Source organism: Streptomyces sp. NPDC090798 (genome assembly GCF_044768965.1).
Classification (GTDB): domain Bacteria; phylum Actinomycetota; class Actinomycetes; order Streptomycetales; family Streptomycetaceae; genus Streptomyces.
Genome location: NZ_JBIVXA010000005.1, coordinates 15,719 through 38,468, shown reverse-complemented (window position 1 = coordinate 38,468; position 22,750 = coordinate 15,719). Strand labels below are relative to the sequence as shown.

The following is a 22,750-nucleotide window of genomic DNA, read 5'->3' as shown; positions in this document are numbered from 1 at the left end:
TTCCCGTACTTCTCGACCGCTTGCACGAGAAAGGGACGGACAGGCGAAACGTTTAGTTCCGTTTCTGGCGATTACGTGAAGTACGACACGTTTCAAGGTCACGAATACGGCACAGTGGACGACCAACTACCACCCCTCACTAGAAGTTGGGCGGCGTGCCGATCCACGCACATGGCCCGAATGGAGTACTGTTGCGAGCCCTGGGTCCGGACTCCCGCCAGGGTGTCCGGGGCCTGACAGGACCGCCGGGAGGGGGCTCGTTGCACAGGGTGATGGAGTTCGTCACTTAGCGTTGCGAATAGGTAACCGTGCCATAACGGCGACCCCGGGCCCGTGCCCGACACGCCGGGCAACTCGGCAAGGTTGTGGCAGGCTGCACCCGGGCAGGCCACACTCGACTAGCGGAAGCAGCGACGCACGTGACGTCGGCAGGCACCACCCGGGAGGTCCCCATGCCCGAACTGCGTGTCGTGGCCGTCTCTAACGACGGCACACGGCTGGTGCTGAAGGCTGCGGACAGCACGGAGTACACGCTTCCGATTGACGAGCGTCTGCGCGCCGCTGTTCGCGGCGACCGTCCCCGCCTCGGCCAGATCGAGATCGAGGTGGAGAGCCATCTCCGCCCCCGAGACATCCAGGCGCGGATACGTGCCGGCGCCTCCGCGGAGGAAGTCGCGCAGCTCGCGGGAATCCCCGTCGACCGGGTGCGTCGCTTCGAGGGCCCCGTGCTCGCCGAGCGTGCCTTCATGGCCGAGCGGGCCCGGAAGACTCCTGTCCGCCGCCCCGGTGAGAACGCCGGACCCCAGCTCGGTGAGGCCGTCCAGGAACGGCTGCTGATCCGGGGCGCCGAGAAGGACACCGTCCAGTGGGACTCGTGGCGTCGTGACGACGGCACGTGGGAAGTGCTGTTGGTCTACCGGGTCGCGGGCGAGCCGCACTCGGCGAGCTGGACGTACGACCCGCCCCGGCGGCTCGTCCAGGCCGTCGACGACGAGGCGCGCTCGCTGATCGGCGAGTCCGACGACCTCGCGGCGCCCGAGCCGAGCTTCCCGTTCGTCCCGCGCATCGCACGGCTGCCGCGCGACCGCCCCCTGGATCGTGCCCTGGACCGGCAGATGGAGCGCCCGAGCCTGCCCGGGCCCTCCCCCGAGCCGGTCGAGGAGAGCGTGAGCGACCGCGACTCGCTCACCAGCCTCCTGGAAGCGGTGCCCAGCTTCCGGGGCGACATGGTGGTGCCCGAGCGGCCCGCCCCCACGGAGCTCCCGGCGACGGAGGAGCCGCCCACCGAGCCGGAGGCGGAGGAGCCCCCGGCCCCCGCGGCCTCGGCCGGTGCCGGTTCCGCCTACGCGGACGTGCTCATGCCCCGCTCGGTCGGCAGCCATCGCGACCGTCTCGTCGGCGCGACCGACCGCCAGGCCGAGGCCGACGGCGTCCGCCCGGGCCGCAGAGCGGCGGTCCCGAGCTGGGACGAGATCGTCTTCGGGACGCGACGGAAGAAGCAGGACTAGTCAGTTGTACGGCAAAGGGGCCCGCGCCACGCTGGAGCGGGCCCCTTTGCCGTTACTGGGGGTCGGGGCCCACCGCGACCGGACGGCTGCCGTCCCGCGACCACTCCGACCAGGAGCCCACGTACAGCGCGGCCGGGATGCCCGCGACAGCGAGCGCCAACACCTCGTGGGCGGCGGACACGCCCGAACCGCAGTAGACGCCGACCTCCGAAGTGCCGGTCACACCCAGGGACTTGAAGCGCTCCGCGAGCTCGCCCGATGGCCTGAACTCGCCGGTCTCCGTGACGTTCTCGGTGGTCGGCGCCGAGACCGCGCCCGGGATGTGCCCGCCCACGGGGTCGATCGGCTCGACCTCGCCCCGGTAGCGCTCACCGGCCCGGGCGTCGAGCAGCAGCCCCGTACGGGCGAGCGCGGCGGCCCCGTCCGCGTCCAGCAGCGGCCGGGAGCCCGGCACCGGCTCGAAGGTTCCGGCGGCGGGCTTGGGGACCTCCGAGGACACCGGCCCGCTCCAGGCGGCCAGCCCGCCGTCAAGCACGCGCACCGACGGATGCCCCGTCCAGCCCAGCAGCCACCAGGCCCGCGCGGCGGCCCACCCCACGCCACCGTCGTACACGACGACATCCCTGTCCGCGGACACCCCGGCGGCCCGCATCGCCTCGCTGAAGACCTCCAGGTCGGGCAGCGGATGGCGGCCACCCGCGCCCGGCTCCCCGGCCAGTTCGGCATCCAGGTCGACGAAGACCGCGCCGGGGATGTGCCCTGCCGCGTAGGCGGCCCGGCCGTCGAAGGGGGCGGCCCCGGCGGCCGTCGCCGTGGAGAGCTGCCAGCGGATGTCGAGCACGACCGGCGGGTTCGGTCCCGCCAGGTCGCTCGCGAGTTCGGATGCGGAGATGATGGCGTTCATAGCCACCATCCTTGCGTACGGGGTGGCCCCGGCGTCCAGGTCCGGCTACTCTGCTCGGCCGGACAGGTCCGATCACCGGGCGTACGGGATCGGGCACATGCTGTACAGCCGATGGACACTCCCCGGCAATCGCGCGGAAACGGATGGGAAACGGCTCATCGGGCATTCTCCGGCAGTGGACCGCTACACGATGACGCCGCCGGGGCGCGCAGGGTGACGGGTGGTGCGAGCATCGGCACGGGGCGTGCACGCGCGCGATTGCGGTACGCGTGTTGGTAGGCGGAAGGTGAACGGCCACCGCGAGGGGCCGAGAAGAGAGTGACGATGACCGAGGCACGGGAGTCGGCCGGCCCGAACGGCACCACGAACGCTCGGCACGCACCCGGCGTGCCCTGCTGGGTGAGCCTGATGGTGCACGGGATGGCCACGACCCAGGAGTTCTACGGAGAGCTGTTCGGCTGGGAGTTCCAGCCGGGACCGCGGCAGCTCGGCCCGTATGCGCGGGCCCTGCTCGACGGCCACGAGGTGGCGGGAATCGGACAGATGCCACCCGACCGGCATCTGCCGATCGCCTGGACGCCGTATTTCGCCTCGGAGGACGTGAACCACACCGCCGAGTCGGTACGGCACTGCGGTGGCACCGTGGGCGTGGGTCCCCTGGACGCCGGAGAGGCCGGGCGGCTGCTGATCGCCTCGGACCCCACGGGCGCCGTCTTCGGGGTCTGGCAGGCGGCGGCCCATCTGGGCACGGCGCTCCACGGGGTGCACGGCACCCCCGCCTGGATCGAGTTGGTGACCCGCGACACCGAGAGCGTCGTCAAGTTCTACCAGGGGGTCTTCGGACACGAGGCGGAGCCTGTCGTCTCGGCCGACTTCGACTACATGACCCTGCACATCGACGGCCGCCCGGTGGCCGGCATGCACGGCGTCGGTCACGGCCTGCCCCGCGACCGCGGCCCGCACTGGCTGACGTACTTCGAGGTCGCGGACGTGGACGAGGCCGTCGCCCAGGCCGTCGACCTCGGCGGACACCTCCTCAAGGCGGCCCACGACTCGCCCTACGGGCGGGTGGCCACGGTGGCGGACCCGGAGGGGGCGGTGTTCTCGGTGATCCGCACCGAGCGTTGATCCACGCCGCGCGCTGAGAGTCAGGCGGAGGCGATCGGCAGTACGTCGGGCGAGAGGGCGCCCGCGCGGGCCGTCGCCGCCGTCATCCGGCGCCGGTGGTGTCGGCGGCACAGGACCTCGTAGCCGATGTCCTCCGCCTGATTGACGTCACCGACGACCACCTGGGCGCCCTCGACGACCATTTCGCCGCCTATCGTGCGGGCGTTGTGGGTGGCGCGGGCGCCACACCAGCACAGGGCCTCGACCTGGAGGACCTCGACCCGGTCGGCGAGCTCCACGAGGCGCTGGGAGCCGGGGAAGAGCTTGGAGCGGAAGTCGGTGGTGATGCCGAACGCGAAGACGTCCACCCCCAGGTCGTCGACCACCCGGGCCAGTTGGTCGATCTGCCGGGGGGCCAGGAACTGCGCCTCGTCCGCGATCACGTAATCCGCCCGGCCGCCCTGGGAGAGGTGGTCGACGAGGTAGGCGTACAGGTCCTGGTCGTCCGCGACCTCCACGGCGTCCGTGACCAGGCCGAGGCGCGAGGAGAGCTTGCCCTCCCCCGCGCGGTCGTCGCGCGTGAAGATCATGCCCTGCAGGCCCCGGGCCGAGCGGTTGTGCTCGATCTGGAGAGCCAGCGTCGACTTCCCGCAGTCCATCGTTCCGGAGAAGAACACCAACTCGGGCATGGGGAGTTGAGCACCTTTCGGCAAGAAGGGAGACGGGCGCGGGAGAGACGGGCGGGAACGGTCAGGTACGTACTTCCAGGAGCGGAACGTGCTGCTCCACCGGTGCCATCGAACCGTGATTGCCGACCATCGCCGACTCCTTCGGCTCCCGCTCGGTCGCGACGATCAGGACGTCGTCGCAGGCCGCCGCCACGACGTCGCCGATCCGGGCGTACACCCGTTCGTCGACCTGCGGCCCGAACCAGCCCGCCGCGATCGCCTCGTCGCGTGAAGCCACCCAGAACTGCTCGCCGAGCACCTCGCGCCAGCAGGTCAGGACGTCCGCCTCGGCACCCGGGACGGCGTAGACGTGCCGGGCCCGGGCCTCGCCGCCCAGCAGGGCGACTCCCGCGCGCAGCTCCCAGTCCTCGTCGAAGTCGATGCGGTGCTGCTCGTCGAAGGGGATGTCGATCATGCCGTGGTCTGCGGTGATGTACAGCGCCGCGCGCGGCGGCAGTTGCTCCGCGAGGCGCTGGACCAGGCGGTCGACGTACATCAGCTGGCCGCGCCAGGGGTCCGAGTCGACGCCGAAGCGATGCCCCTTGCCGTCCACCTCGGCGTAGTAGGTGTACACCAACGAGCGGTCGCCGGCGGCCAGTTGTTCGGCCGCGAGGTCCATGCGCTCCTCGCCGGACAGCCGCCCGTGGAACGTTCCGCCGCTCAGGGCGATCTTCGTGAGCGGGGTGTTCTGGAAGGTCGGGGACGAGACCTGGGCCGTGTGCACACCCGCCGCGTCCGCGAGCTGGAAGACGGTGGGGTACGGCTGCCAGGCGCGGGGTTCCGTCCAGGGACTCCAGCGCAGCTGGTTCATCAGCTCGCCGGTCCGCGGGTTGCGCACGGTGTAGCCGGGCAGGCCGTGCGCTCCAGGCGGCAGGCCCGTGCCGACGGAGGCCAGGGAACTCGCGGTGGTCGCCGGGTAGCCGGCGGTGATCGGGCGGCCGGTGCCGCCGCGTGAGCTTCCGAGGAGGGAGCTCATGAAGGGGGCCTCGTCAGGGTGCGCCTTCAGTTGCTCCCAGCCGAGACCGTCGATCAGGAAGACGCAGTTCCGGTCGGCTTCGGTCAGTTCCGGTATGGCGGTGGTCATGCCGGGGACACCCATGCCTGCGGCGAGCGTGGGCAGCAGATCGGCGAGCGAGCCCGCGCCGTACTCGGGGACGGGTGCGGAATCGATGGCCAGCGGTTCCGGGTGGTCCCAGGTGGGCAGAGCCATCAGCGGGTGATGTCCGCGGTCGCCTCGGAGAGGGACTGCGCGAAGGCGAGGGCCTGGCGCACCGTCTCCGGGCCGTCCCCGGCCTCGCTGACGCGCAGGCTCAGGTCGTCCGCCGTCGAGTTGCCCGTGTAGCCGTGGTCCGCCTCGCAGTTGGGGTCGCCGCAGGCCGCGGGCTCCAGGTCGATGCGGGCGACCGCGCCCCAGCCGATGGTCAGGACGACCTCGCGGGGCAGCGTGCCCGGCGTGTACGACTCGGGGTTGGCGACGACCCGGCTGACGACGACCGACGAGATCCGGCCGAGTTTCACGGACTCGGTCGAGGTCGTGGCGTACGGCGTCGGTGAGGTCGTGTCCGCGTTCTGCTCGTCGGTGTGGCTCACGATGAAGCGGTTGCCGGTGAGGACGAGCACGGTCACGTGCCGGCGCACCTCGTTGGCGTCGAACGTCGTCTCCTGGTGGACCAGGTACGACCGGATGGTGTCGCCGCCGATCGCGGCCTCCACCGCCTCGGCCACGAGGGCCGGGTAGTAGCCGCTGCGCTCGATCGCCGCTCGCAGCCCCTGGGTCGTCGTACTGGTCTTGGCCATGACGTCCATCCTACGGTGGCCCACTGACTGCGAGGCACCGCTCGCGGGTGTCTGTCGTGGACGGATCAGAACGATTCCGCGACGGCGGCGGGGCCGGTACGGCTCGGGCGGCTGGACCGGTACGCCTCAGACGACGGGAAGCGTGCGGGGGCCGAGGTCGTCGCGGACGGGGGCGCGGGCCAGCCGCACGGTGGCGCCGAGCACGCTCAGGCCGCGCGGGGCGACCACCACCGGCTCCAGGGAGACGGCGACGACCTCGGGGTGGTCGTCGACCAGCCGCGAGACGCGCAGCATCAGCTCTTCGAGGGCCACGGTGTCGACCGGCGCCGAGCCACGCCAGCCGAACAGGAGCGGCGCCGTCCGGATCGACCGGACCAGCGAGCTCGCGTCCCGGTCGGTGACCGGAACCAGTCGGTGCGCCGTGTCCCCGAGCAGCTCCGACGCGGCTCCGGCCAGGCCGAACGAGAGCACCGCTCCGGCCGCCGGGTCGATGACGGCCCGTACGACCGTGTCGACCCCGCGCGGCGCCATGCTCTGCACGACCGGGCGCAGTACGTCGGGCGTTCCGAAGAGGTCGGTCAACTCCGTGTACGCCCTCCTCAGTTGCGCCTCGTCCGTCAGGTCCAGGCGTACGCCGCCCAGGTCGGCGCGGTGTCTGAGGTGCGGTGCGGTGGTCTTGAGGGCCACGGGGTAGCCGAGGGTACGCGCGGCCGCTGCGGCCTCGTCGGGCGTCGGCGCGGGCAGTGCCCGGTGTACGTCGATGCCGTAGCGCCCGAGCAGCACGCAGGCGTCCTCGGGGGCGAGCGTCAGTCCCGAGCCCCGGGAGAGCAGCTCGTCGATCTGCTCGGCGGCGCCCTTCTCGTCGATGTCCTCGTACTCGGGGACCTTGCCGGGGTCGGCCACCTCGCGCCGCCACTGGGCGTACTTCACGGCCTCGCCGAGGGCGCGGACGGCGCGCTCGGCGGCGGGGTAGGCGGGGATGAGCCGGGGGCTCGCCTCCGGGGGGCCGCTCACCGCGGTGGCCGGGCGTTCGGCGGGACGGGGTGCCTGACCCGCGCCCGGCGCCGTGGACGCCGCCTGTGGTGCGGTGCTGGCCGCCGCCGACAGGGCCTCCGCGAGCCCACCGAGCTCGACGTGCACCACGAGCACCGGCTTCGCCGGGGCCGAGGCCGAGGCCGATCGCAGGGCCTTTGCCAGGGCCGCGTCCTGGGCCGACGTCTCCCCCACCGCCGGGATGGCGGTCACCACCACGGCGTCGCACCTGTCATCGGCGAGGGCTTTCGTCAGCGCCCTGTGGAAGTCCTCCGCCGAGGCCGCGGTGGTCAGATCCAGCGGAGGAAGCGGTCGCAGTCCTTCGGCGAGGCACGCGTCGAACGTCAGCAGCCCCAGGGACTCCGAGTTGCCGAGGATCGCCACCCGGGGACCCGCGGGCAGCGGCTGGCGGGCCAGCAGGAGCCCCGCGTCGACGAGCTCGGTGATCGTGTCGACCCGGATCACCCCGGCCTGCCGCAGCAGCGCGGACACGGTGGCGTGCGGCAGCCGTGTGGCGCGTACGGCATGCCCCTGGGGAGCGGCGGCGTGCCGCGCGCCCTGGACCACGACCAGCGGCTTGGCCGCCGCCGTCCGCCGGGCGAGGCGGGTGAACTTGCGCGGGTTGCCGATGGATTCGAGGTACATCAGGGCGACGTCGGTGTCCGGGTCGTCGTACCAGTACTGGAGTACGTCGTTGCCGGACACGTCCGCCCGGTTCCCGGAGGAGACGAAGGTGGACACTCCGGTCACGCCGGTGACGCCGCCGCCGCGCCGGTGCAGCCGGGAGAGCAGGGCGATCCCGATCGCGCCGGACTGGGCGAACAGGCCTATCCGCCCGGGGCGCGGCATCTCGGGCGCGAGCGAGGCGTTGAGGCGCACCTCGGGGGAGGTGTTGATGACCCCGAAGGCGTTCGGTCCGATGATGCGCATCCCGTACGTACGGGCCTGGCGGACGAGCGCGCGCTGGCGCTCGCGTCCGGCGGGGCCGCTCTCGGCGTACCCGGCGGAGACGACCACGAGGCCCTGCACCCCGTGCTCGCCGCACTCCGCGACGACTTCGGGGACGTACGGCGCGGGCACGGCGACGACCGCGAGGTCGACGGGCTCGGCGATGTCGCGGACGGAGCGGTGGGCCGGAACGCCGTCGAGCTCCTTCTCCTGGAGTGCCTTGTTCACCGCGTACAGGCGCCCGGTGAAGCCGGCCTCGCGCAGGTTGTCGAGGACGCTGCGCCCCACCCCGCCGGGGGTGCGGCCCGCTCCGATGACGGCGACCGAGCCGGGCGCGAGCAGTCGCTGCACGGACCGCGCCTCGGCGCGCTGCTCCCGCGCGCGCTGCACGGCGAGCGAGCGGTCGGTGGGTTCGAGGTCGAACTCCAGGCGTACGACGCCGTCCTCGAAGTGCCGCTTCTGCTGGTACCCGGCGTCCGTGAACACCTTGATCATCTTGCTGTTGGCGGGCAGCACCTCGGCGGCGAAACGGCGGATGTCCCGCTCTCTGGCGACGGCCGCGATGTGCTCCAGGAGGGCCGAGGCGACGCCGCGGCCCTGGTGGGCGTCCTGCACGAGGAAGGCGACCTCGGCCTCGTCCGCGGGTAGGGAGGCGGGCCGACCATCGGCATTAATACGGTCATAGCGTACGGTGGCGATGAACTCGCCGCCGACCGTGGCCGCGAGTCCCACCCTGTCCACAAAGTCGTGGTGCGTGAAGCGGTGGACATCCTTGGCGGACAGGCGCGGGTAGGGCGCGAAGAAGCGGTAGTACTTCGACTCGTCCGAGACCTGCTCGTAGAAGCTCACCAGCCGCTCGGCGTCGTCGACGGTGATGGGCCTGATGCGGGCGGTGCCGCCGTCGCGCAGCACCACGTCGGCCTCCCAGTGGGAGGGGTACTCGTGCCGGTCCGACGAGGTCTGCATGGGCCCCAGAGTACGGCTCGCGTCCGACAACGGCGCGAGGCAGGCTAGGGGCACCGAAGTCGGATCCAGGCCGGGGTCCGACGCGGAGTCCGGGACAGGTTCGACGCCTGCTCCGGGCTCGCTTCACGTTGTGGAACACTGGTCTAGACAACCCTGAACACCGAAGGGCAGCATCACATGGCTGAGCGCCGCGTCAACGTCGGCTGGGCCGAGGGCCTCCACGCCCGTCCCGCCTCCATCTTCGTCCGGGCGGCCACGGCCTCCGGTATCCCCGTGACGATCGCCAAGGCGGAGGGCAACCCCGTCAACGCGGCCTCCATGCTGGCGGTCCTCGGCCTGGGCGCCCAGGGCGGCGAGGAGATCGTCCTCGCCTCGGACGCCGAGGGCGCGGACGCCGCGCTCGACCGGCTGGCGAAGCTGGTGGCGGAGGGTCTCGAGGAGCTCCCCGAGACCGTCTGAGAAAGAGCCCCCACGCGGGGTTCCTCAATTGATGGCGGGAGTGGTCTTCGCACCAAAAGACCCCGCCCCGCACACATTCGAAGGGCTCGCCTGAAAACATCGGGCGGGCCCTTCGCTTTTCCCAATTGCGGGCAGCAGAAATAATCCCCCGCGAATTACCCCTCTTTGTATACGGCGCCGGTGTTAATGACGCACGCCCGTCATGTTTACGGGATGTTGCGAAGTCCTCACACGCTCCGGGCGGTCTCCCCCGCCGGGAAATCGCAGCCGGTGCGCGACCGTCGCACGCTCGGTGTGCAGCGCCGTGACGGCCCGCGCCCGCTCGCTGTCGCCGCGCGCCACCGCGTCCACGATCCCGCCGTGCTCCGCCCAGGACTCCGCCGGATTGGCCGGCGCCTCGACCGCGTACATCCAGGCGATCTTGTGCCGCAGCTGGGCCAGCGTGGAGGTCAGCGCGGGGCTGCCGGAGGCCTGCGCGAGGGTCTCGTGGAACCAGCCGCCGAGCGAGCGCAGATCCTCGCTGTTCCCCCTCCTGGCCCGCTCCTGACCCAGTCTGACCAGGCCGCGAAGCACCTTGAGGTGGGCCTCGGTGCGCCGCTGCGCGGCCCTCGCGGCGCCCAGCGGCTCCAGGAGCATGCGCATCTCCAGCAGGTCGGCGGCCTCCTGCTCGGTGGGTTCCGCGACGCACGCGCCCGCGTGCCGACGGGTGACGACGAAGCCCTCGGCCTCCAGCGTGCGCAGGGCCTCGCGCACGGGGACCCGCGAGACGCCGTAGCGGCGCGCGAGCAGTTCCTCGGTGAGCCGGCTGCCGCGCTCGTAGACACCCGCGACGATGTCGTCACGGATCGCCGTGCATACCGAGTGCGCGGGAATGCGCATGACCGGACCTCCGCCTTAATCCCCGCGAAACGCGGTCGATTGACGCTTGTTCAGTGACTCTATTGCAGAGAGCCGGAATTTCCGATGGCGGGCCGGAATCCATGGATATTTTTTGGACAGACAGCAGTTCGAAACGACGAAGCCCCGGCTGAGGGGAGCCGGGGCTTCGGAAGTGTTGACGCCGGTCGTCAGACGTTCACGGTGCGCGAGCGTCGGAGGATCACGCCGTGCGAGCGTCAGACGTTCAGGCCGTGCGAGCGGAGGTAGGCGACCGGATCCATGTCGGAGCCGTACTCCGCCGTCGTGCGGGCCTCGAAGTGGAGGTGCGGCCCGGTGGTGTTCCCGGTGGAGCCGGAGAGGCCGATCTGCTGGCCCGGGGTGACCGTCTGCCCCACGGAGACACCGATGGACGACAGGTGGCCGTACATCGTGTAGGTGCCGTCGTGCATCTTCAGGACGATCTGGTTGCCGTAGGCACCGCCCCAGCCGGCCGTGACGACCGTGCCGGAGCCGACCGCGTGCACCGAGGTTCCGGAGGCGGCGTGGAAGTCGACGCCGGTGTGGCTGCCGGAGGACCAGAGGCTGCCGCCGGTCTTGTAGCCGGTGGAGATGTACGAGCCGGTGACCGGCAGGACGAAGGTGTTGAGGCGCTTGCGCTCGGCGGCGCGGGCGGCACGCTCCTTGGCCTCGCGCTCCTGCTTCGCCTCCTCGGCGGCCCTCTTGCGCGCGGCTTCTTCGGCCTTCTTGCGCGCGGCAGCCTCGTCGGCGGCGCGCTGCTGGGCGGCGGCCTGCGCGTCGATCTGGGCGGCGACCCTGTCGCCGAGGGTGACGGCCTGGGTCAGCCCGGTCTGTTCGACGGAGGCGTCCGCGGCGAGCGCCGGGGCGGCCAGGGTTCCGATGACACCGGTGGTGGTGAGCGCGGCGACGCCGACGGCGTTCTTGGTGGAGCGCTTCACGCGGCTCGGACGGCGGTGTTTCCCGGGGCCACAGGTGAACGCCATGTAGGGGTTGATCCTTTCCTTCCCTCTCGCCTACCGGGTTAGCTGACGGGTTCGGAGCAGGAAGGTCTCCTACGGACCCCCTCCAGGGAGGGCGCCCGATTCACCCCAGGGACTACGTGTGGGTCCCCGGCTCCCCTGGCTCGCGCCGTACGGGGACTCGGCGATGACTGTCCGGTGCCGCGGGCGCGGCGCACTGCCTGACGAACAGCCGCACCGACGCTAGACGGGGCGTCTTTCAATCAACAAACGGATCACGGCTTTTGTAGTGCATGCCACAGGGCAGACGGGCAACCTCCCTACCAATACGGACATCTTGGGGATGAAGGCCGAGCGGAACCCGAGCGGAAATCCGAGCAAAAAGGGGCCCGGGCGACTCTTCGGTCACCCGGGCCCTACGGAGTCACGCTCTTCCGCTCCGCGTGCGGCTCGGCTTCCCGCCGGCCGCTACTGAGCGGCTGCTCCGCCGAACCTCTACTCCGCTGAAACGACGGTCACTTCACCGATTCCGAGGGCCTTGACGGGCTCCTGGATCTGCGCGGCGTCACCTACGAGGACGGTCACCAGACGGTCCACCGGGAAGGCGCTCACGGCGGCCGCGGTGGCCTCCACGGTGCCGGTCGCGGCGAGCTGCTGGTACAGCGTCGCCTGGTAGTCGTCCGGCAGGTACTGCTCGACCTGGTCCGCGAGCGTGCCCGCGACGGCCGCCGCGGTCTCGAACTTGAGGGGCGCCACCCCCACCAGGTTCTGTACGGCGATGTCGCGCTCGGCGTCCGTCAGGCCCTCGGCGGCGAGGGTGCGCAACACCTTCCAGAGGTCGTCGAGCGCCGGGCCGGTGTTCGGGGTGTCCACGGAGCCGCTGATGGCGAGCATCGCGATACCGGTTCCGTCCGGCGCGGCACGCAGGACCTGGCCGAACGCCCGCACACCGTAGGTGTAGCCCTTTTCCTCGCGCAGGACGCGGTCCAGGCGCGAGGTGAGGGTGCCGCCGAGGCAGTACGTGCCGAGCACCTGGGCGGGCCACACACGGTCGTGCCGGTCGGCGCCGACGCGGCCGATGAGCAGCTGCGTCTGGACCGCGCCGGGGCGGTCCACGATGATCACACGGCCGGTGTCGTCGGCGGCCACCGGCGGCACGGGGCGCGGCTCGGCGGACGAGCCGGTCCAGTCGCCCAGCGTCTCGGCGAGCAGCGCGTCGAGGTCGACTCCGGTCAGGTCGCCGACGATCACGGTGGCGGCCGTGGCGGGACGTACGTGCTTGTCGAAGAAGGCGCGTACGGCCGTCGAGTCGATCTTCTGGACGGTCTCCTCGGTTCCCTGGCGCGGGCGCGACATGCGCGAGGTCGCCGGGAACAGCTCCTTGGAGAGCTCCTTTGCGGCACGCCGGGCCGGGTTGGCCGTCTCGTGCGGGATCTCGTCGAGCCGGTTGCGCACCAGCCGCTCGACCTCGCTTTCCGCGAACGCCGGTGCCCTCAGGGCGTCGGCGAGCAGCCCGAGCGCCTTGGGCAGGCGCGAGACGGGCACTTCGAGCGACAGCCGTACGCCGGGGTGGTCGGCGTGCGCGTCGAGAGTGGCGCCGCAGCGCTCGAGCTCGGCGGCGAACTCCTCGGCGGAGAGCTTGTCGGTGCCCTCGGAGAAGGCGCGCGCCATGATCGTGGCGACGCCGTCGAGGCCCGCGGGCTCGGCCTCCAGCGGCGCGGCGAGCAGCACCTCGACGGCGACGACCTGCTGGCCGGGGCGGTGGCAGCGCAGCACGGTCAGGCCGTTGTCCAGCGTGCCGCGCTCGGGCGCCGGGAAGGCCCAGGGCTTGGGCTGACCCGCCTGGGGCTGCGGGTGGAAGTCCATGGTGGCGAGCTCGGTCACTTCGCCGCCTCCTCGTCCTCTTCGGTGGTGTCGGCTGCGACCGGCTCGTACACGAGCACCGCGCGGTTGTCGGGGCGCAGGCGGGACTTGGCGACCTCCTGGACCTCCTTGGCCGTGATGTCCAGGACGCGCTGTACGGCCGTCAGGGCGAGCTGCGGGTCGCCGAACAGGACGGCGTACCGGCACAGTTCGTCGGCGCGGCCCGCGACCGTGCCGAGCCGGTCCAGCCACTCGCGCTCCAACTGGGCCTGGGCGCGCTCCATCTCCTCGTCCGTGGGACCCTCCTCGGCGAACCGGGCGAGCTCCTCGTCGACGGCGGACTCGATCACCGGGACCTCGACGTCACCGGACGTCTTCACGTCCAGCCAGCCCAGGGAGGGCGCTCCGGCGAGGCGCAGCAGGCCGAACCCGGCCGCGACGGCGGTGCGGTCGCGGCGTACGAGCCGGTTGTAGAGCCGGGACGACTCGCCGCCGCCGAGGATGGTGAGCGCCACGTCGGCCGCGTCGGCCGCACGCGAGCCGTCCTCCGGGAGCCGGTAGGCGGCCATCAGGGCGCGCGCCGGAACCTCCTCCTCGACGACCTCGCGCAGCTGCTCGCCGATGACCTCGGGCAGCGAACCGTCGCGCGGGGCGGGCTTGCCGTCGTGCCCGGGGATGGAGCCGAAGTACTTCTCGATCCAGGCGAGCGTCTGCTCCGGGTCGATGTCCCCGACCACGGAGAGCACCGCGTTGTTCGGCGCGTAGTAGGTGCGGAAGAAGGCGCGCGCGTCCTCCAGGGTCGCCGCGTCCAGGTCCGCCATCGACCCGATCGGGGTGTGGTGGTACGGGTGGCCCTCGGGGTAGGCGAGTGCGGTCAGCTTCTCGAAGGCGGTGCCGTAGGGCACGTTGTCGTAGCGCTGGCGGCGCTCGTTCTTGACGACGTCCCGCTGGTTCTCCATGGACTCGTCGTCGAGGGCGGCCAGCAGCGAGCCCATGCGGTCGGCCTCCAGCCAGAGGGCGAGCTCCAGCTGGTGGGCGGGCATCGTCTCGAAGTAGTTGGTGCGCTCGAAGCTCGTCGTTCCGTTGAGGGAGCCGCCCGCGCCCTGCACCAGTTCGAAGTGGCCGTTGCCCTTCACCTGACCGGAGCCCTGGAACATCAGGTGCTCGAAAAGGTGAGCAAGGCCGGTACGGCCCTTGACCTCGTGCCGTGAGCCGACGTCGTACCAGAGGCACACCGCCGCGACCGGGGTCAGGTGGTCCTTGGAGAGCACCACGCGCAGGCCGTTGGCCAGGCGGTGCTCGGTCGCTGTCAGGCCGCCGGAGCCTGCCTCAGCTGTGGCCGTGTGACCCATGGGCATGTACGTCCCTTCGATCGCGGAAACTGCAGAATTCCTGCCGGTCCTGCCACTGTATGCAAGCGCGCCGACAGGTGGCGAAGTTCCCGCACCTCGTACGCCGAGAGCGAGAATTCCTGAGGTGGGAGGCCGGACTTCCGTTCACCGTGAGCGATCGGAACGGGGCGCCGTGGAGCCTCTATGGACGGGTCGCGGTCGGCGTTGTCAGTGCGGCGGTCCACAATGGTGCGCGTCAGAACCCGTTCATGCCCCGGCAGAGACTGTGAAGGAGCCGCAGCAGCGATGGCCCGCCGCAGCACGAAGACCCCGCCGCCCGACGACTCGTACGAGGAGAAGATCCTCGACATCGACGTCGTGGACGAGATGCAGGGCTCCTTCCTCGAATACGCGTACTCGGTCATCTATTCGCGAGCCCTGCCGGACGCCCGTGACGGCCTCAAGCCCGTGCACCGCCGCATCGTGTACCAGATGAACGAGATGGGGCTGCGCCCCGACCGCGGCTATGTGAAGTGCGCCCGCGTCGTCGGCGAGGTCATGGGTAAGCTCCACCCGCACGGCGACGCGTCGATCTACGACGCGCTGGTGCGCCTGGCCCAGCCCTTCTCCATGCGCCTGCCGCTGGTCGACGGCCACGGCAACTTCGGCTCGCTCGGCAATGACGACCCGCCGGCCGCCATGCGTTACACCGAGTGCCGGATGGCCGACGCCACGTCACTGATGACCGAGTCCATCGACGAGGACACGGTCGATTTCGCGCCGAACTACGACGGCCAGGAGCGGGAGCCCGACGTCCTTCCGGCGGCGTACCCGAACCTGCTGGTCAACGGCTCGTCCGGGATCGCCGTCGGCATGGCGACGAACATGCCGCCGCACAACCTCGGCGAGGTCATCGCGGCCGCCCGCCACCTGATCCGCTATCCGGGCGCCGACCTGGACACGCTGATGAAGTACGTGCCGGGCCCCGACCTGCCCACGGGCGGCCGGATCGTCGGCCTCAACGGGATCAGGGACGCCTACGAGTCGGGCCGCGGCACCTTCAAGATCCGCGCCACGGTGTCGGTGGAGGACGTCACGGCGCGCCGCAAGGGCCTCGTCGTCACCGAACTGCCCTTCACCGTCGGCCCGGAGAAGGTGATCACCAAGATCAAGGACCTGGTCAACGCCAAGAAGCTCCAGGGCATCGCCGATGTGAAGGACCTCACCGACCGTTCACACGGACTACGCCTGGTCATCGAGATCAAGAACGGCTTCGTGCCGGAAGCGGTCCTGGAGCAGCTCTACAAGCTGACGCCGATGGAGGAGTCCTTCGGCATCAACAACGTGGCGTTGGTGGACGGCCAGCCGCTCACCCTGGGCCTCAAGGAGCTCCTCGAGGTCTATCTCGACCACCGCTTCGACGTCGTGCGCCGCCGCAGTGAGTTCCGCCGCAGCAAGAAGCGCGACCGTCTCCACCTGGTCGAGGGCCTTCTCGTCGCCCTCTTGGACATCGACGAGGTCATCCGCCTCATCCGCTCCAGCGACAACTCGGCGCAGGCGAAGGAGCGCCTGATCGAGCACTTCTCCCTGTCCGAGATCCAGACGCAGTACATCCTGGACACGCCGCTGCGCCGCCTGACCAGGTTCGACCGCATCGAGCTGGAGTCGGAGCGCGACCGGCTCAACGGCGAGATCGACGAGCTGACCGGCATCCTGGACTCGGACGCCGAGCTGCGCAAACTGGTCTCCGGAGAACTGGCCGCGGTCGCCAAGAAGTTCGGTACCGACCGGCGCACGGTGCTGCTGGAGTCCGCGGGCACCCCCGCCGCGACGGTCTCGCTCCAGGTGGCCGACGACCCGTGCCGGGTGCTGCTGTCCTCGACGGGTCTGCTGGCCCGTACGGCCAATGGCGACCCCTTCGGGGAGGCCGAGGACGCCAAGCGCACCAAGCACGATCTGATCGTCTCCGCGGTCCCGGCGACGGCCCGCGGCGAGATCGGGGCGGTCACGTCCTTGGGCCGTCTGCTCCGGCTGAACGTGATCGACCTGCCGCGACTGCCGGAGACGGCGTCGGCGCCCAACCTCTCCGGAGGCGCGCCGATCGCGGAGTTCCTGTCCTCCCTGGAGCCGGGCGAGACGGTGGTCTGCCTGACGACGCTCGACGAGTCCTCGCCCGGCCTGGCGATCGGCACCGAACAGGGCATCGTGAAGCGTGTGGTCCCCGACTACCCCTCGAACAAGGAGGAGTTGGAGGTCATGACCCTCAAGGACGGCGACAGGATCGTCGGCGCGGTCGAACTGCGCACCGGCGAGGAGGACCTCGTCTTCATCACCGACGACGCCCAGCTGCTGCGCTACCAGGCCTCGCAGGTCCGCCCGCAGGGCCGGGCGGCGGGCGGCATGACGGGCATCAAGCTCACCGAGGGCGCGAAGGTGATCTCCTTCACCGCGGTCGACCCGGCGGTGGACGCGGTGGTCTTCACGGTGGCGGGCTCGCGCGGCACGCTGGACGACTCCGTCCAGACCACGGCCAAGCTGACGCCCTTCGACCAGTACCCGCGCAAGGGCCGCGCCACGGGTGGCGTGCGCTGCCAGCGGTTCCTGAAGGGCGAGGACTGCCTCTCGCTGGCCTGGGCGGGCGCGGTTCCGGCGCGGGCCGCGCAGAAGAACGGCACGCCGGCCGAGCTGCCGGAGATCGACCCGCGCCGTGACGGCTCGGGAGTGTCGCTGGCGAAGACGGTGTCGGTGGTGGCGGGCCCGGTGTAGATCAACCGGTCTCTTCGAGACCGTCGGGCTCCGCGTCCTGTACGTGGCTGTCCTGTGCGTAGTGGTCCTGTGCGTGGCTGTCCCGCACGTAGCGGAGGACGCCCCACATGCTGTGTTCGTCGGCGTGTGGGGCGTCCGCTTTGCACGCCTCCAGCTCCTTGGTCAGAGCCGTGGTGTCGATGCCGGAGCCGATCAGCACGAGCTGGGTGAGGCGTGCCTCGGCCAGGGCCCAGGGCTCCGGGTAGAAGCGCAGAAACCGCCCGACGGCATGCACGGCGTACCGGTTGGCCCGGTCCTGGACGCCGAAATCGACGTAACCCTTGATGCGGTAGAGCCCCTCGGGCCTGCTGTCGAGGAAGTCCATCAACTCCCGGGGACCGAGCGGCACTTCGGAGCTGAAGGAGAGGGATTCGTAGGCGGAGTGCAGGTGGTCGTGGTGCCCCTGGGGTTCGCTCTCGTCGTGCCGGTGGAGGTCGTCGAAGGACAGCTGCCCGATGCGCTCCTCGCTCGGCCTGCAGTCGAAGAGGAACTCGGGGTCGACGCGGCCGTAGGTGGCGGGCACGACGGCGGCCCGGTCGACAAGCCCGCGTACGGTACGCAGCACGCGCTCACCGTCGTCGGCACGGTCGATCTTGTTGACGACGACGAGGTCGGCGAGGGCGAGATGCCGGTCGATCTCGGGATGCTTCTCGCGCGTACCGTCGAACTCGGCCGCGTCGACCACCTCGACGAGGCCCCCGTAGACGATCCGCGGATGCTCACTGGCCAGCACCATCCGCACGAGTTCCTGGGGCTCGGCGAGGCCGCTCGCCTCGATGACGATGACGTCGATGCGGGCCGAGGGCCGGGTCAGCCGCTCGAGGTACTCGTCGAGCTCACTGGCGTCGACGGCGCAGCACAGGCATCCGTTCCCCAGCGAGACGGTGGAGTCCCCCAGCGCCCCGGCCACGGCCATCGCATCGATCTCGATCGCCCCGAAGTCGTTGACGACGGCGCCGATTCGGCTGCCTCCGCTGCGGTGCAGGAGGTGGTTGAGCAGGGTGGTCTTGCCTGAGCCTAGAAAGCCGGCGAGGACGACGACCGGGATCTGCCGGGCGGACGTTCCGTCGACGTGGAACTGGTCACCGTAGGCCTGGTCGATCGGGACCTGACCTGAGGTCTGGTCGATAGGGACCTGACCCGAGGTCTGGTCGGTCGGGACCTGCTGCGGGCTGGGCTGGCTCAACGGGCGACCTCTTTCACACCGACGCGTGCACCGGCTCATGAACCGGCTCTTGGACGAGGACGGCTCGTACACCGGCGCTCGTACGGGGAATGGCTGCCGACCAAGGATACGAGTGGGAGAATCCCCGCGAAGTGAACGATTGCCGGCGGCGCTCGCGGAGCACACGGCCGGCGTGGCACTGCCGCCACCTGTACCTCCCTGCGTGCGCCTCGTCTCCGCCTCCCCGGCGATCAGATCCGCCTGGCGACATCGGGAAACGTCAAGGACCACGAACCGAGTTGGCCGAGCGACGAGCGAACTACCGCATGTCGATAAACTGATACATCCAGGCAACCTGCACCTGCCGCACTTCGCGGACACCCGGCTTGGCACCCGGGTAGCCTGCCCGCAGTCCGCTCCGGAAACGACACATGGACCAGCGCGGCACTTCTCTGAGCAAGGATGCGTCCCCACAAGGACAGCCCACTCATGAGCGCGCCGCTGGACACGAGCACAAGGCCATCAGCCCTGGCCGCGTCCAGCGCACCCTCACGGCCCACCCCCGACTGAACCAGGACCCGCCGTTGAAGATCGTGCGTCGACTCGGAGTCTCCCCTCGGGAGCGCAACTGCGCCACTGGGCAGACCTGCCCTGACATCTTCGAACTGAGCGACGGAAGCTTCGCCGTCATCGGCACCGACGCCACAGCCGCTCTCGAGAGCGAACTGCCGCCCGACTCCGCGCGTGCAGACTACGAGCGCATCGTCATCATCACCCGGGAAACCCTCGTCCGCGCGAAGGCCGACATTCCGGCCGCGTGACCGAGACGGACCCCTGGCTCGGGCAACGGTCTGCCACTGCGACAGCGGCAGACCGTTGCCCAGCGGGTTCCCTGCTTGTCGCGACGGTGAAGACCCGCGAAGATGGTGCTCCGCCGCGCAGCGAGACTCCGCAGCGACAGGGGGGGAGGATGCCCAGCAACCGCGGAACGGTCAGACAGTACGGGCTCCATTGGGGCAGCGTCGGTATTGCCGTCGTGGCCCTCGTCCTCGCGACCCCGTTCGCGTTGAACTCCCTGGCCCCCAAAGATCTGGACTGGGGGCGGCTGAGCGACATCAGTCAGACGTACGGCGCCATCTCCGCCTTCGTCTCCGCGGCAGCCCTGATCGGTGTGGCGCTTTCCCTCGTCTATCAGGCACGGCAGACCCACATACAGAACGAGGAAGCCCATCGCTCGGCACACCGGGAGTTGGTTCTTCTCACCCTGAGCGACCCCGCGTACCAAGTGTGCTGGGAGCCGCCCAACACGCGCATGACGGAAGAACGGTGGCGGCAGCTCCTCGTCGCCAACTTGATCGTCAGCATGTGGAGCAGCGACTACAAGCTGGGGCTCTACGACGACCGCACCATGCTCGCCGTGCTCAGCGACTACTTCCGTGGCGAGATCGGCCGCGCCTACTGGCACAACAGTGGACCGTCCTGGCGCGCCTACTTCAACGAGAGTCGTCATGCTCGGCAGCGGCGATTCGTCAACCTCGCGGAGAAGGCTTACACGACCGCTGTCGCCGCAGGTCCGCCTCTCCTCACCCGCGACTACTTCGAGCCGCCGAGCACTCCCGCAACCCAGTGAGTTCAGGCTGCGGAAGCCGCCGCTCCGGGGTGAGTCGGCCGATGGCCCGTCAAGAGGCGTCGGGAACCGGTGCCGGGGCCGGCTTCCCCACATACCGTGCCGCCGGACGGATGATCTTCGGGTCCTCCGCCTGTTCCAGGATGTTGGCGCTCCAGCCGACGACGCGGGCCGCGGCGAAGGTGGGGGTGAACATCTCCCGCGGGAGGCCGCACAGTTCCATGACCACGCCCGCGTAGAACTCCACGTTGGTGTGGAGTTCGCGGCCGGGCTTCAGCTCGGCCAGGATCGCCTCCACCCGGTGTTCGACCTCGACGGCGAGATCGACCAGAGAACCGCCGAACTGCCGGGCGATACCGCGGAGCATGCGGGAGCGGGGGTCCTCGGTGCGGTACACCGCGTGCCCGAAGCCCATGATGCGATCGCCCGCGAGGACTCGTTCACGGATCCAGGAGTCGATACGGTCGGAGGTGCCGATCGCATCGAGGGTGTCCAGAGCCCGGCTCGGCGCACCACCGTGCAGCGGGCCCGACAGCGCCCCGACCGCACCCACCAGGCACGCGGCCACGTCCGCCCCCGTCGACGTGATCACCCGCGCGGTGAAGGTTGACGCGTTGAATCCGTGATCAATGGTTGATATCAAGTACTGCTCGACCGCCCGAGCCTGCGCCGGGTCCGGCTCCGAGCCCGTCAGCATGTAGAGGTAGTTCGCGGCGTACCGCAGGTCGTCACGCGGTTCCACCGGCTCCAGCCCCCGCCCGAGCCGAAACAGCGCGGTGAGCAGCGTCGGCACGGCCGCGCACGCCGCCAGCGTGTCCGCACGACGCCGGTCGACGTCGATGTCGTACACCGGCCGGAACCCCAACGCCGCGCCGAGCAGCGACAACGCGGTCCGCAGTCCCGCGAGCGGTCCGGACGGACCGGTCGCCGCGGCGATCGCCGGCAGCGCCGCGCGCACCTCGTCCGGCAGCCCACGCAGTGCCGCGGTCCGCGCGGCGAAGGTGGCACCGCGCGCCGCGTCCGGCAGTTCACCGTGGACCAGTAGATGCCAGACGTCCTCGAACCCGCGGGTCTGCGCGAGTTCGACGGCCGAGTACTGGCGGTAGTGGTAGAAGCCCTCCCGCCCCCTGACGTCGCCCAGCGTGGTGTCGGTGACGACGACGCCCGAGAGTCCCCTCGGTATGTCGACAGGGGTGATGGGCGGTGCGGTCGTTGCCCGGTTGTTCGGCATGCTTTCCTCCCTGAACTTGATGCGACTGTCCATGCTTGACTCAATCCCTGTCAATATTGATTGAATCAATATACTGATACATAGATCGATGCACAGATACGGTGGCGTCCATGAGGGATCGAGAACCGGCAGGGTTGACACGCGAAGGCCACGGAGGCCACGAAGACCCCCGAGGCCACGAAGGTCGGCGGCTCAGCACCCGGGAGACCGCCGAGCTGCTCGGCGTGAAGCCCGAGACCGTGTACGCGTACGTGAGCCGCGGTCAGCTCAGCAGCCGCCGCGACCCCGGAGGTCGCGGCAGCACCTTCGACGCCAAGGAGGTGGCGGCGCTGGCTCGGCGCAACAGACGTGGGTCCAGCGGGAGTTCGAACACCGGCGGCGAGCTGTCCGTCCGTACCCACATCACTCTCATCGACAAGGACCGGTACTACTACCGAGGCGTCGACGCGACCGAGCTGGCCGCGCGTCACTCCTACGAAGAGATCGCCGAATGGCTGTGGACCGGAGAGCTGCGCCCCGGCGTCACGTTCACCGCCCCGGAGGCGTCCGTCACCGCCGCCCGCCGCGCCGTGGACGCGCTGCCCGAGCACAGCGGCCCCACGGACCGGCTCCGGGTCGCCGCGATCGCCGCCTCGGCCGCCGATCCACTGCGCTTCGACCTCTCGGAGAGCGCCGTCCTCGGCACCGCGCGCACCCTCATCCCCACCCTCGTCGCCGCCCTCCCGCCCCTGCGTCACGACCACCGCGACGAAGGCCCGCTGGCCCACCGGCTGTGGGGACGCCTTACCGGCCGGACTCCCGACGAGGCGTCACTTCGAGTGCTGGACACGGCACTCGGCCTGCTCGTCGACCACGACCTGGCCGCCTCGACGCTCGCGGTGCGGGTCGCCGCCTCGGCGCGGGCACACCCGTACGCCGCCGTCTCGGCGGGCCTCGGCGTGCTCGAAGGCCCGCTGCACGGCGCGGCCAGCGGTCTCGCCCACCGGCTGCTCCTCGACGTCCTCGACCAGGGCACCGCGGCTCCCGTGGTCGCCGACGAGCTGCGCGCCGGACGCCGTGTCCCCGGGCTCGGCCACCGGCTCTACCCCGGCGAGGACCCGCGCGCGCGTGCCCTGTTCGTCCTCCTGGAGGAGGTCCCGGGCGCGGCGCCCGCCTTGGCGGCGGCCCAGGACATCGTGACCACCACCGCCCGGCACACTCCCCTGCACGCCAATGTCGACCTGGCGCTGGCCGTCCTCACGGTCTCCTCCGGCATGTCCGCCTCCGCCGGGGAGACGGTCTTCGCCGTCGCGCGAACAGCGGGATGGATCGCCCACACCCTGGAGGAGTACGAGGAACGCCCGCTTCGCATGCGCCCGAGTGGCCACTACGTAGGGGCGCGGCCGCCGCAGCCACTCCCCGAGTGAGCCCCGGAGCGCCCCAC

18 protein-coding genes and 1 riboswitch are annotated in these 22,750 nt (G+C 70.7%); of the genes, 7 read left to right on the top strand and 11 right to left on the bottom strand.

What is annotated here, in order from left to right:
• Positions 1-452 precede the first annotated feature (452 nt).
• Entirely contained in the window at positions 453-1,508 is a 1,056-nt protein-coding gene (sepH, locus tag ACIQTP_RS12750) for a septation protein SepH (RefSeq protein ID WP_403399170.1), read from the top strand.
• 52 nt (positions 1,509-1,560) lie between these two features.
• Here the strand turns inward: sepH and ACIQTP_RS12745 are convergent, their stop codons facing one another.
• Positions 1,561-2,412 carry a sulfurtransferase gene (locus ACIQTP_RS12745; protein WP_403399168.1) on the bottom strand — a complete coding sequence of 284 codons (852 nt, stop codon included), beginning with the start codon at positions 2,410-2,412 and terminating at the stop codon, positions 1,561-1,563.
• A gap of 324 nt (positions 2,413-2,736) precedes the next feature.
• On the opposite strand from ACIQTP_RS12745, the gene ACIQTP_RS12740 reads away from it, so the two are divergent.
• Positions 2,737-3,540 carry a VOC family protein gene (locus ACIQTP_RS12740; protein ID WP_403399166.1) on the top strand — a complete coding sequence of 268 codons (804 nt, stop codon included), beginning with the start codon at positions 2,737-2,739 and terminating at the stop codon, positions 3,538-3,540.
• A 20-nt stretch (positions 3,541-3,560) separates the two neighbouring features.
• On the opposite strand, the gene ACIQTP_RS12735 is transcribed toward ACIQTP_RS12740, so the two are convergent.
• The 4 genes from ACIQTP_RS12735 to ACIQTP_RS12720 all read right to left on the bottom strand — a co-directional run bounded on the left by ACIQTP_RS12735 (position 3,561) and on the right by ACIQTP_RS12720 (position 8,990).
• A complete protein-coding gene (locus tag ACIQTP_RS12735) occupies positions 3,561-4,208 on the bottom strand; it encodes a thymidine kinase (protein WP_402038652.1) in 648 nt (215 codons plus the stop codon).
• 61 nt (positions 4,209-4,269) lie between these two features.
• Positions 4,270-5,457, bottom strand: coding sequence for an alkaline phosphatase family protein (locus ACIQTP_RS12730; RefSeq protein ID WP_054229917.1), 1,188 nt, complete (start codon positions 5,455-5,457; stop codon positions 4,270-4,272).
• Positions 5,457-6,044: a DUF5998 family protein gene (locus ACIQTP_RS12725; protein WP_402038655.1), complete on the bottom strand. Its 588-nt coding sequence runs from the start codon at positions 6,042-6,044 to the stop codon at positions 5,457-5,459. Before ACIQTP_RS12725 ends, ACIQTP_RS12730 begins: the two co-directional genes overlap by 1 nt.
• Positions 6,045-6,170: 126 nt before the next feature.
• Positions 6,171-8,990, bottom strand: coding sequence for a GNAT family N-acetyltransferase (locus ACIQTP_RS12720; protein WP_403399163.1), 2,820 nt, complete (start codon positions 8,988-8,990; stop codon positions 6,171-6,173).
• A 177-nt stretch (positions 8,991-9,167) separates the two neighbouring features.
• Between ACIQTP_RS12720 and ACIQTP_RS12715 the strand changes: the two genes are divergently transcribed.
• A complete protein-coding gene (locus tag ACIQTP_RS12715) occupies positions 9,168-9,449 on the top strand; it encodes an HPr family phosphocarrier protein (protein WP_054229914.1) in 282 nt (93 codons plus the stop codon).
• A 183-nt stretch (positions 9,450-9,632) separates the two neighbouring features.
• Here ACIQTP_RS12715 and ACIQTP_RS12710 read toward each other — a convergent pair whose 3' ends face one another.
• The 4 genes from ACIQTP_RS12710 to ACIQTP_RS12695 all read right to left on the bottom strand — a co-directional run bounded on the left by ACIQTP_RS12710 (position 9,633) and on the right by ACIQTP_RS12695 (position 14,526).
• Entirely contained in the window at positions 9,633-10,328 is a 696-nt protein-coding gene (locus tag ACIQTP_RS12710) for a GntR family transcriptional regulator (RefSeq protein WP_168496450.1), read from the bottom strand.
• Positions 10,329-10,564: 236 nt separating this feature from the next.
• The gene (locus ACIQTP_RS12705; RefSeq protein ID WP_403399161.1) at positions 10,565-11,329 is read right to left on the bottom strand and encodes a M23 family metallopeptidase; all 765 of its coding nucleotides are present in this window, start codon (positions 11,327-11,329) and stop codon (positions 10,565-10,567) included.
• 12 nt (positions 11,330-11,341) lie between these two features.
• Positions 11,342-11,502: riboswitch (cyclic di-AMP (ydaO/yuaA leader) on the bottom strand.
• Between the two features lie 298 nt (positions 11,503-11,800).
• Entirely contained in the window at positions 11,801-13,189 is a 1,389-nt protein-coding gene (locus ACIQTP_RS12700; protein ID WP_403399159.1) for a M16 family metallopeptidase, read from the bottom strand.
• Complete coding sequence (locus ACIQTP_RS12695; RefSeq protein WP_402038665.1) at positions 13,186-14,526, bottom strand: M16 family metallopeptidase; 1,341 nt, start codon at positions 14,524-14,526, stop codon at positions 13,186-13,188. The genes ACIQTP_RS12700 and ACIQTP_RS12695 overlap by 4 nt, the downstream gene beginning before the upstream one ends.
• A gap of 279 nt (positions 14,527-14,805) precedes the next feature.
• On the opposite strand from ACIQTP_RS12695, the gene ACIQTP_RS12690 reads away from it, so the two are divergent.
• Complete coding sequence (locus ACIQTP_RS12690) at positions 14,806-17,265, top strand: DNA topoisomerase (ATP-hydrolyzing) subunit A (protein WP_403399157.1); 2,460 nt, start codon at positions 14,806-14,808, stop codon at positions 17,263-17,265.
• Position 17,266: 1 nt separating this feature from the next.
• On the opposite strand, the gene ACIQTP_RS12685 is transcribed toward ACIQTP_RS12690, so the two are convergent.
• Positions 17,267-18,406 (bottom strand): CobW family GTP-binding protein, encoded by a 1,140-nt coding sequence (locus ACIQTP_RS12685; protein ID WP_403399818.1) that lies wholly within the window; start codon positions 18,404-18,406, stop codon positions 17,267-17,269.
• Positions 18,407-19,053: 647 nt separating this feature from the next.
• Here ACIQTP_RS12685 and ACIQTP_RS12680 point away from each other — a divergent pair.
• Entirely contained in the window at positions 19,054-19,290 is a 237-nt protein-coding gene (locus ACIQTP_RS12680) for a hypothetical protein (RefSeq protein WP_402038669.1), read from the top strand.
• Positions 19,291-19,439: 149 nt separating this feature from the next.
• Positions 19,440-20,099: a DUF6082 family protein gene (locus ACIQTP_RS12675; RefSeq protein ID WP_403399155.1), complete on the top strand. Its 660-nt coding sequence runs from the start codon at positions 19,440-19,442 to the stop codon at positions 20,097-20,099.
• A gap of 49 nt (positions 20,100-20,148) precedes the next feature.
• Here the strand turns inward: ACIQTP_RS12675 and ACIQTP_RS12670 are convergent, their stop codons facing one another.
• Positions 20,149-21,327 (bottom strand): citrate synthase, encoded by a 1,179-nt coding sequence (locus ACIQTP_RS12670; protein ID WP_403399152.1) that lies wholly within the window; start codon positions 21,325-21,327, stop codon positions 20,149-20,151.
• Between the two features lie 110 nt (positions 21,328-21,437).
• Here ACIQTP_RS12670 and ACIQTP_RS12665 point away from each other — a divergent pair, with 110 nt between their 5' ends.
• A complete protein-coding gene (locus ACIQTP_RS12665; RefSeq protein WP_403399151.1) occupies positions 21,438-22,733 on the top strand; it encodes a citrate synthase in 1,296 nt (431 codons plus the stop codon).
• Positions 22,734-22,750 lie beyond the last annotated feature (17 nt).

What these genes read in the sequence shown, in the direction of transcription:
- ACIQTP_RS12730 (WP_054229917.1), bottom strand. Translation starts at nt 5,457, where the DNA reads ATGGCTCTGCCCACCTGGGACCACCCGGAACCGCTGGCCATCGATTCC.
- ACIQTP_RS12745 (WP_403399168.1), bottom strand. Translation starts at nt 2,412, where the DNA reads ATGAACGCCATCATCTCCGCATCCGAACTCGCGAGCGACCTGGCGGGA.
- ACIQTP_RS12725 (WP_402038655.1), bottom strand. Translation starts at nt 6,044, where the DNA reads ATGGCCAAGACCAGTACGACGACCCAGGGGCTGCGAGCGGCGATCGAG.
- ACIQTP_RS12710 (WP_168496450.1), bottom strand. Translation starts at nt 10,328, where the DNA reads ATGCGCATTCCCGCGCACTCGGTATGCACGGCGATCCGTGACGACATC.
- ACIQTP_RS12740 (WP_403399166.1), top strand. Translation starts at nt 2,737, where the DNA reads ATGACCGAGGCACGGGAGTCGGCCGGCCCGAACGGCACCACGAACGCT.
- ACIQTP_RS12675 (WP_403399155.1), top strand. Translation starts at nt 19,440, where the DNA reads ATGCCCAGCAACCGCGGAACGGTCAGACAGTACGGGCTCCATTGGGGC.
- ACIQTP_RS12695 (WP_402038665.1), bottom strand. Translation starts at nt 14,526, where the DNA reads ATGCCCATGGGTCACACGGCCACAGCTGAGGCAGGCTCCGGCGGCCTG.
- ACIQTP_RS12735 (WP_402038652.1), bottom strand. Translation starts at nt 4,208, where the DNA reads ATGCCCGAGTTGGTGTTCTTCTCCGGAACGATGGACTGCGGGAAGTCG.
- ACIQTP_RS12665 (WP_403399151.1), top strand. Translation starts at nt 21,438, where the DNA reads ATGAGGGATCGAGAACCGGCAGGGTTGACACGCGAAGGCCACGGAGGC.
- ACIQTP_RS12720 (WP_403399163.1), bottom strand. Translation starts at nt 8,990, where the DNA reads ATGCAGACCTCGTCGGACCGGCACGAGTACCCCTCCCACTGGGAGGCC.
- ACIQTP_RS12715 (WP_054229914.1), top strand. Translation starts at nt 9,168, where the DNA reads ATGGCTGAGCGCCGCGTCAACGTCGGCTGGGCCGAGGGCCTCCACGCC.
- ACIQTP_RS12690 (WP_403399157.1), top strand. Translation starts at nt 14,806, where the DNA reads ATGGCCCGCCGCAGCACGAAGACCCCGCCGCCCGACGACTCGTACGAG.
- ACIQTP_RS12705 (WP_403399161.1), bottom strand. Translation starts at nt 11,329, where the DNA reads ATGGCGTTCACCTGTGGCCCCGGGAAACACCGCCGTCCGAGCCGCGTG.
- sepH (WP_403399170.1), top strand. Translation starts at nt 453, where the DNA reads ATGCCCGAACTGCGTGTCGTGGCCGTCTCTAACGACGGCACACGGCTG.
- ACIQTP_RS12670 (WP_403399152.1), bottom strand. Translation starts at nt 21,327, where the DNA reads ATGCCGAACAACCGGGCAACGACCGCACCGCCCATCACCCCTGTCGAC.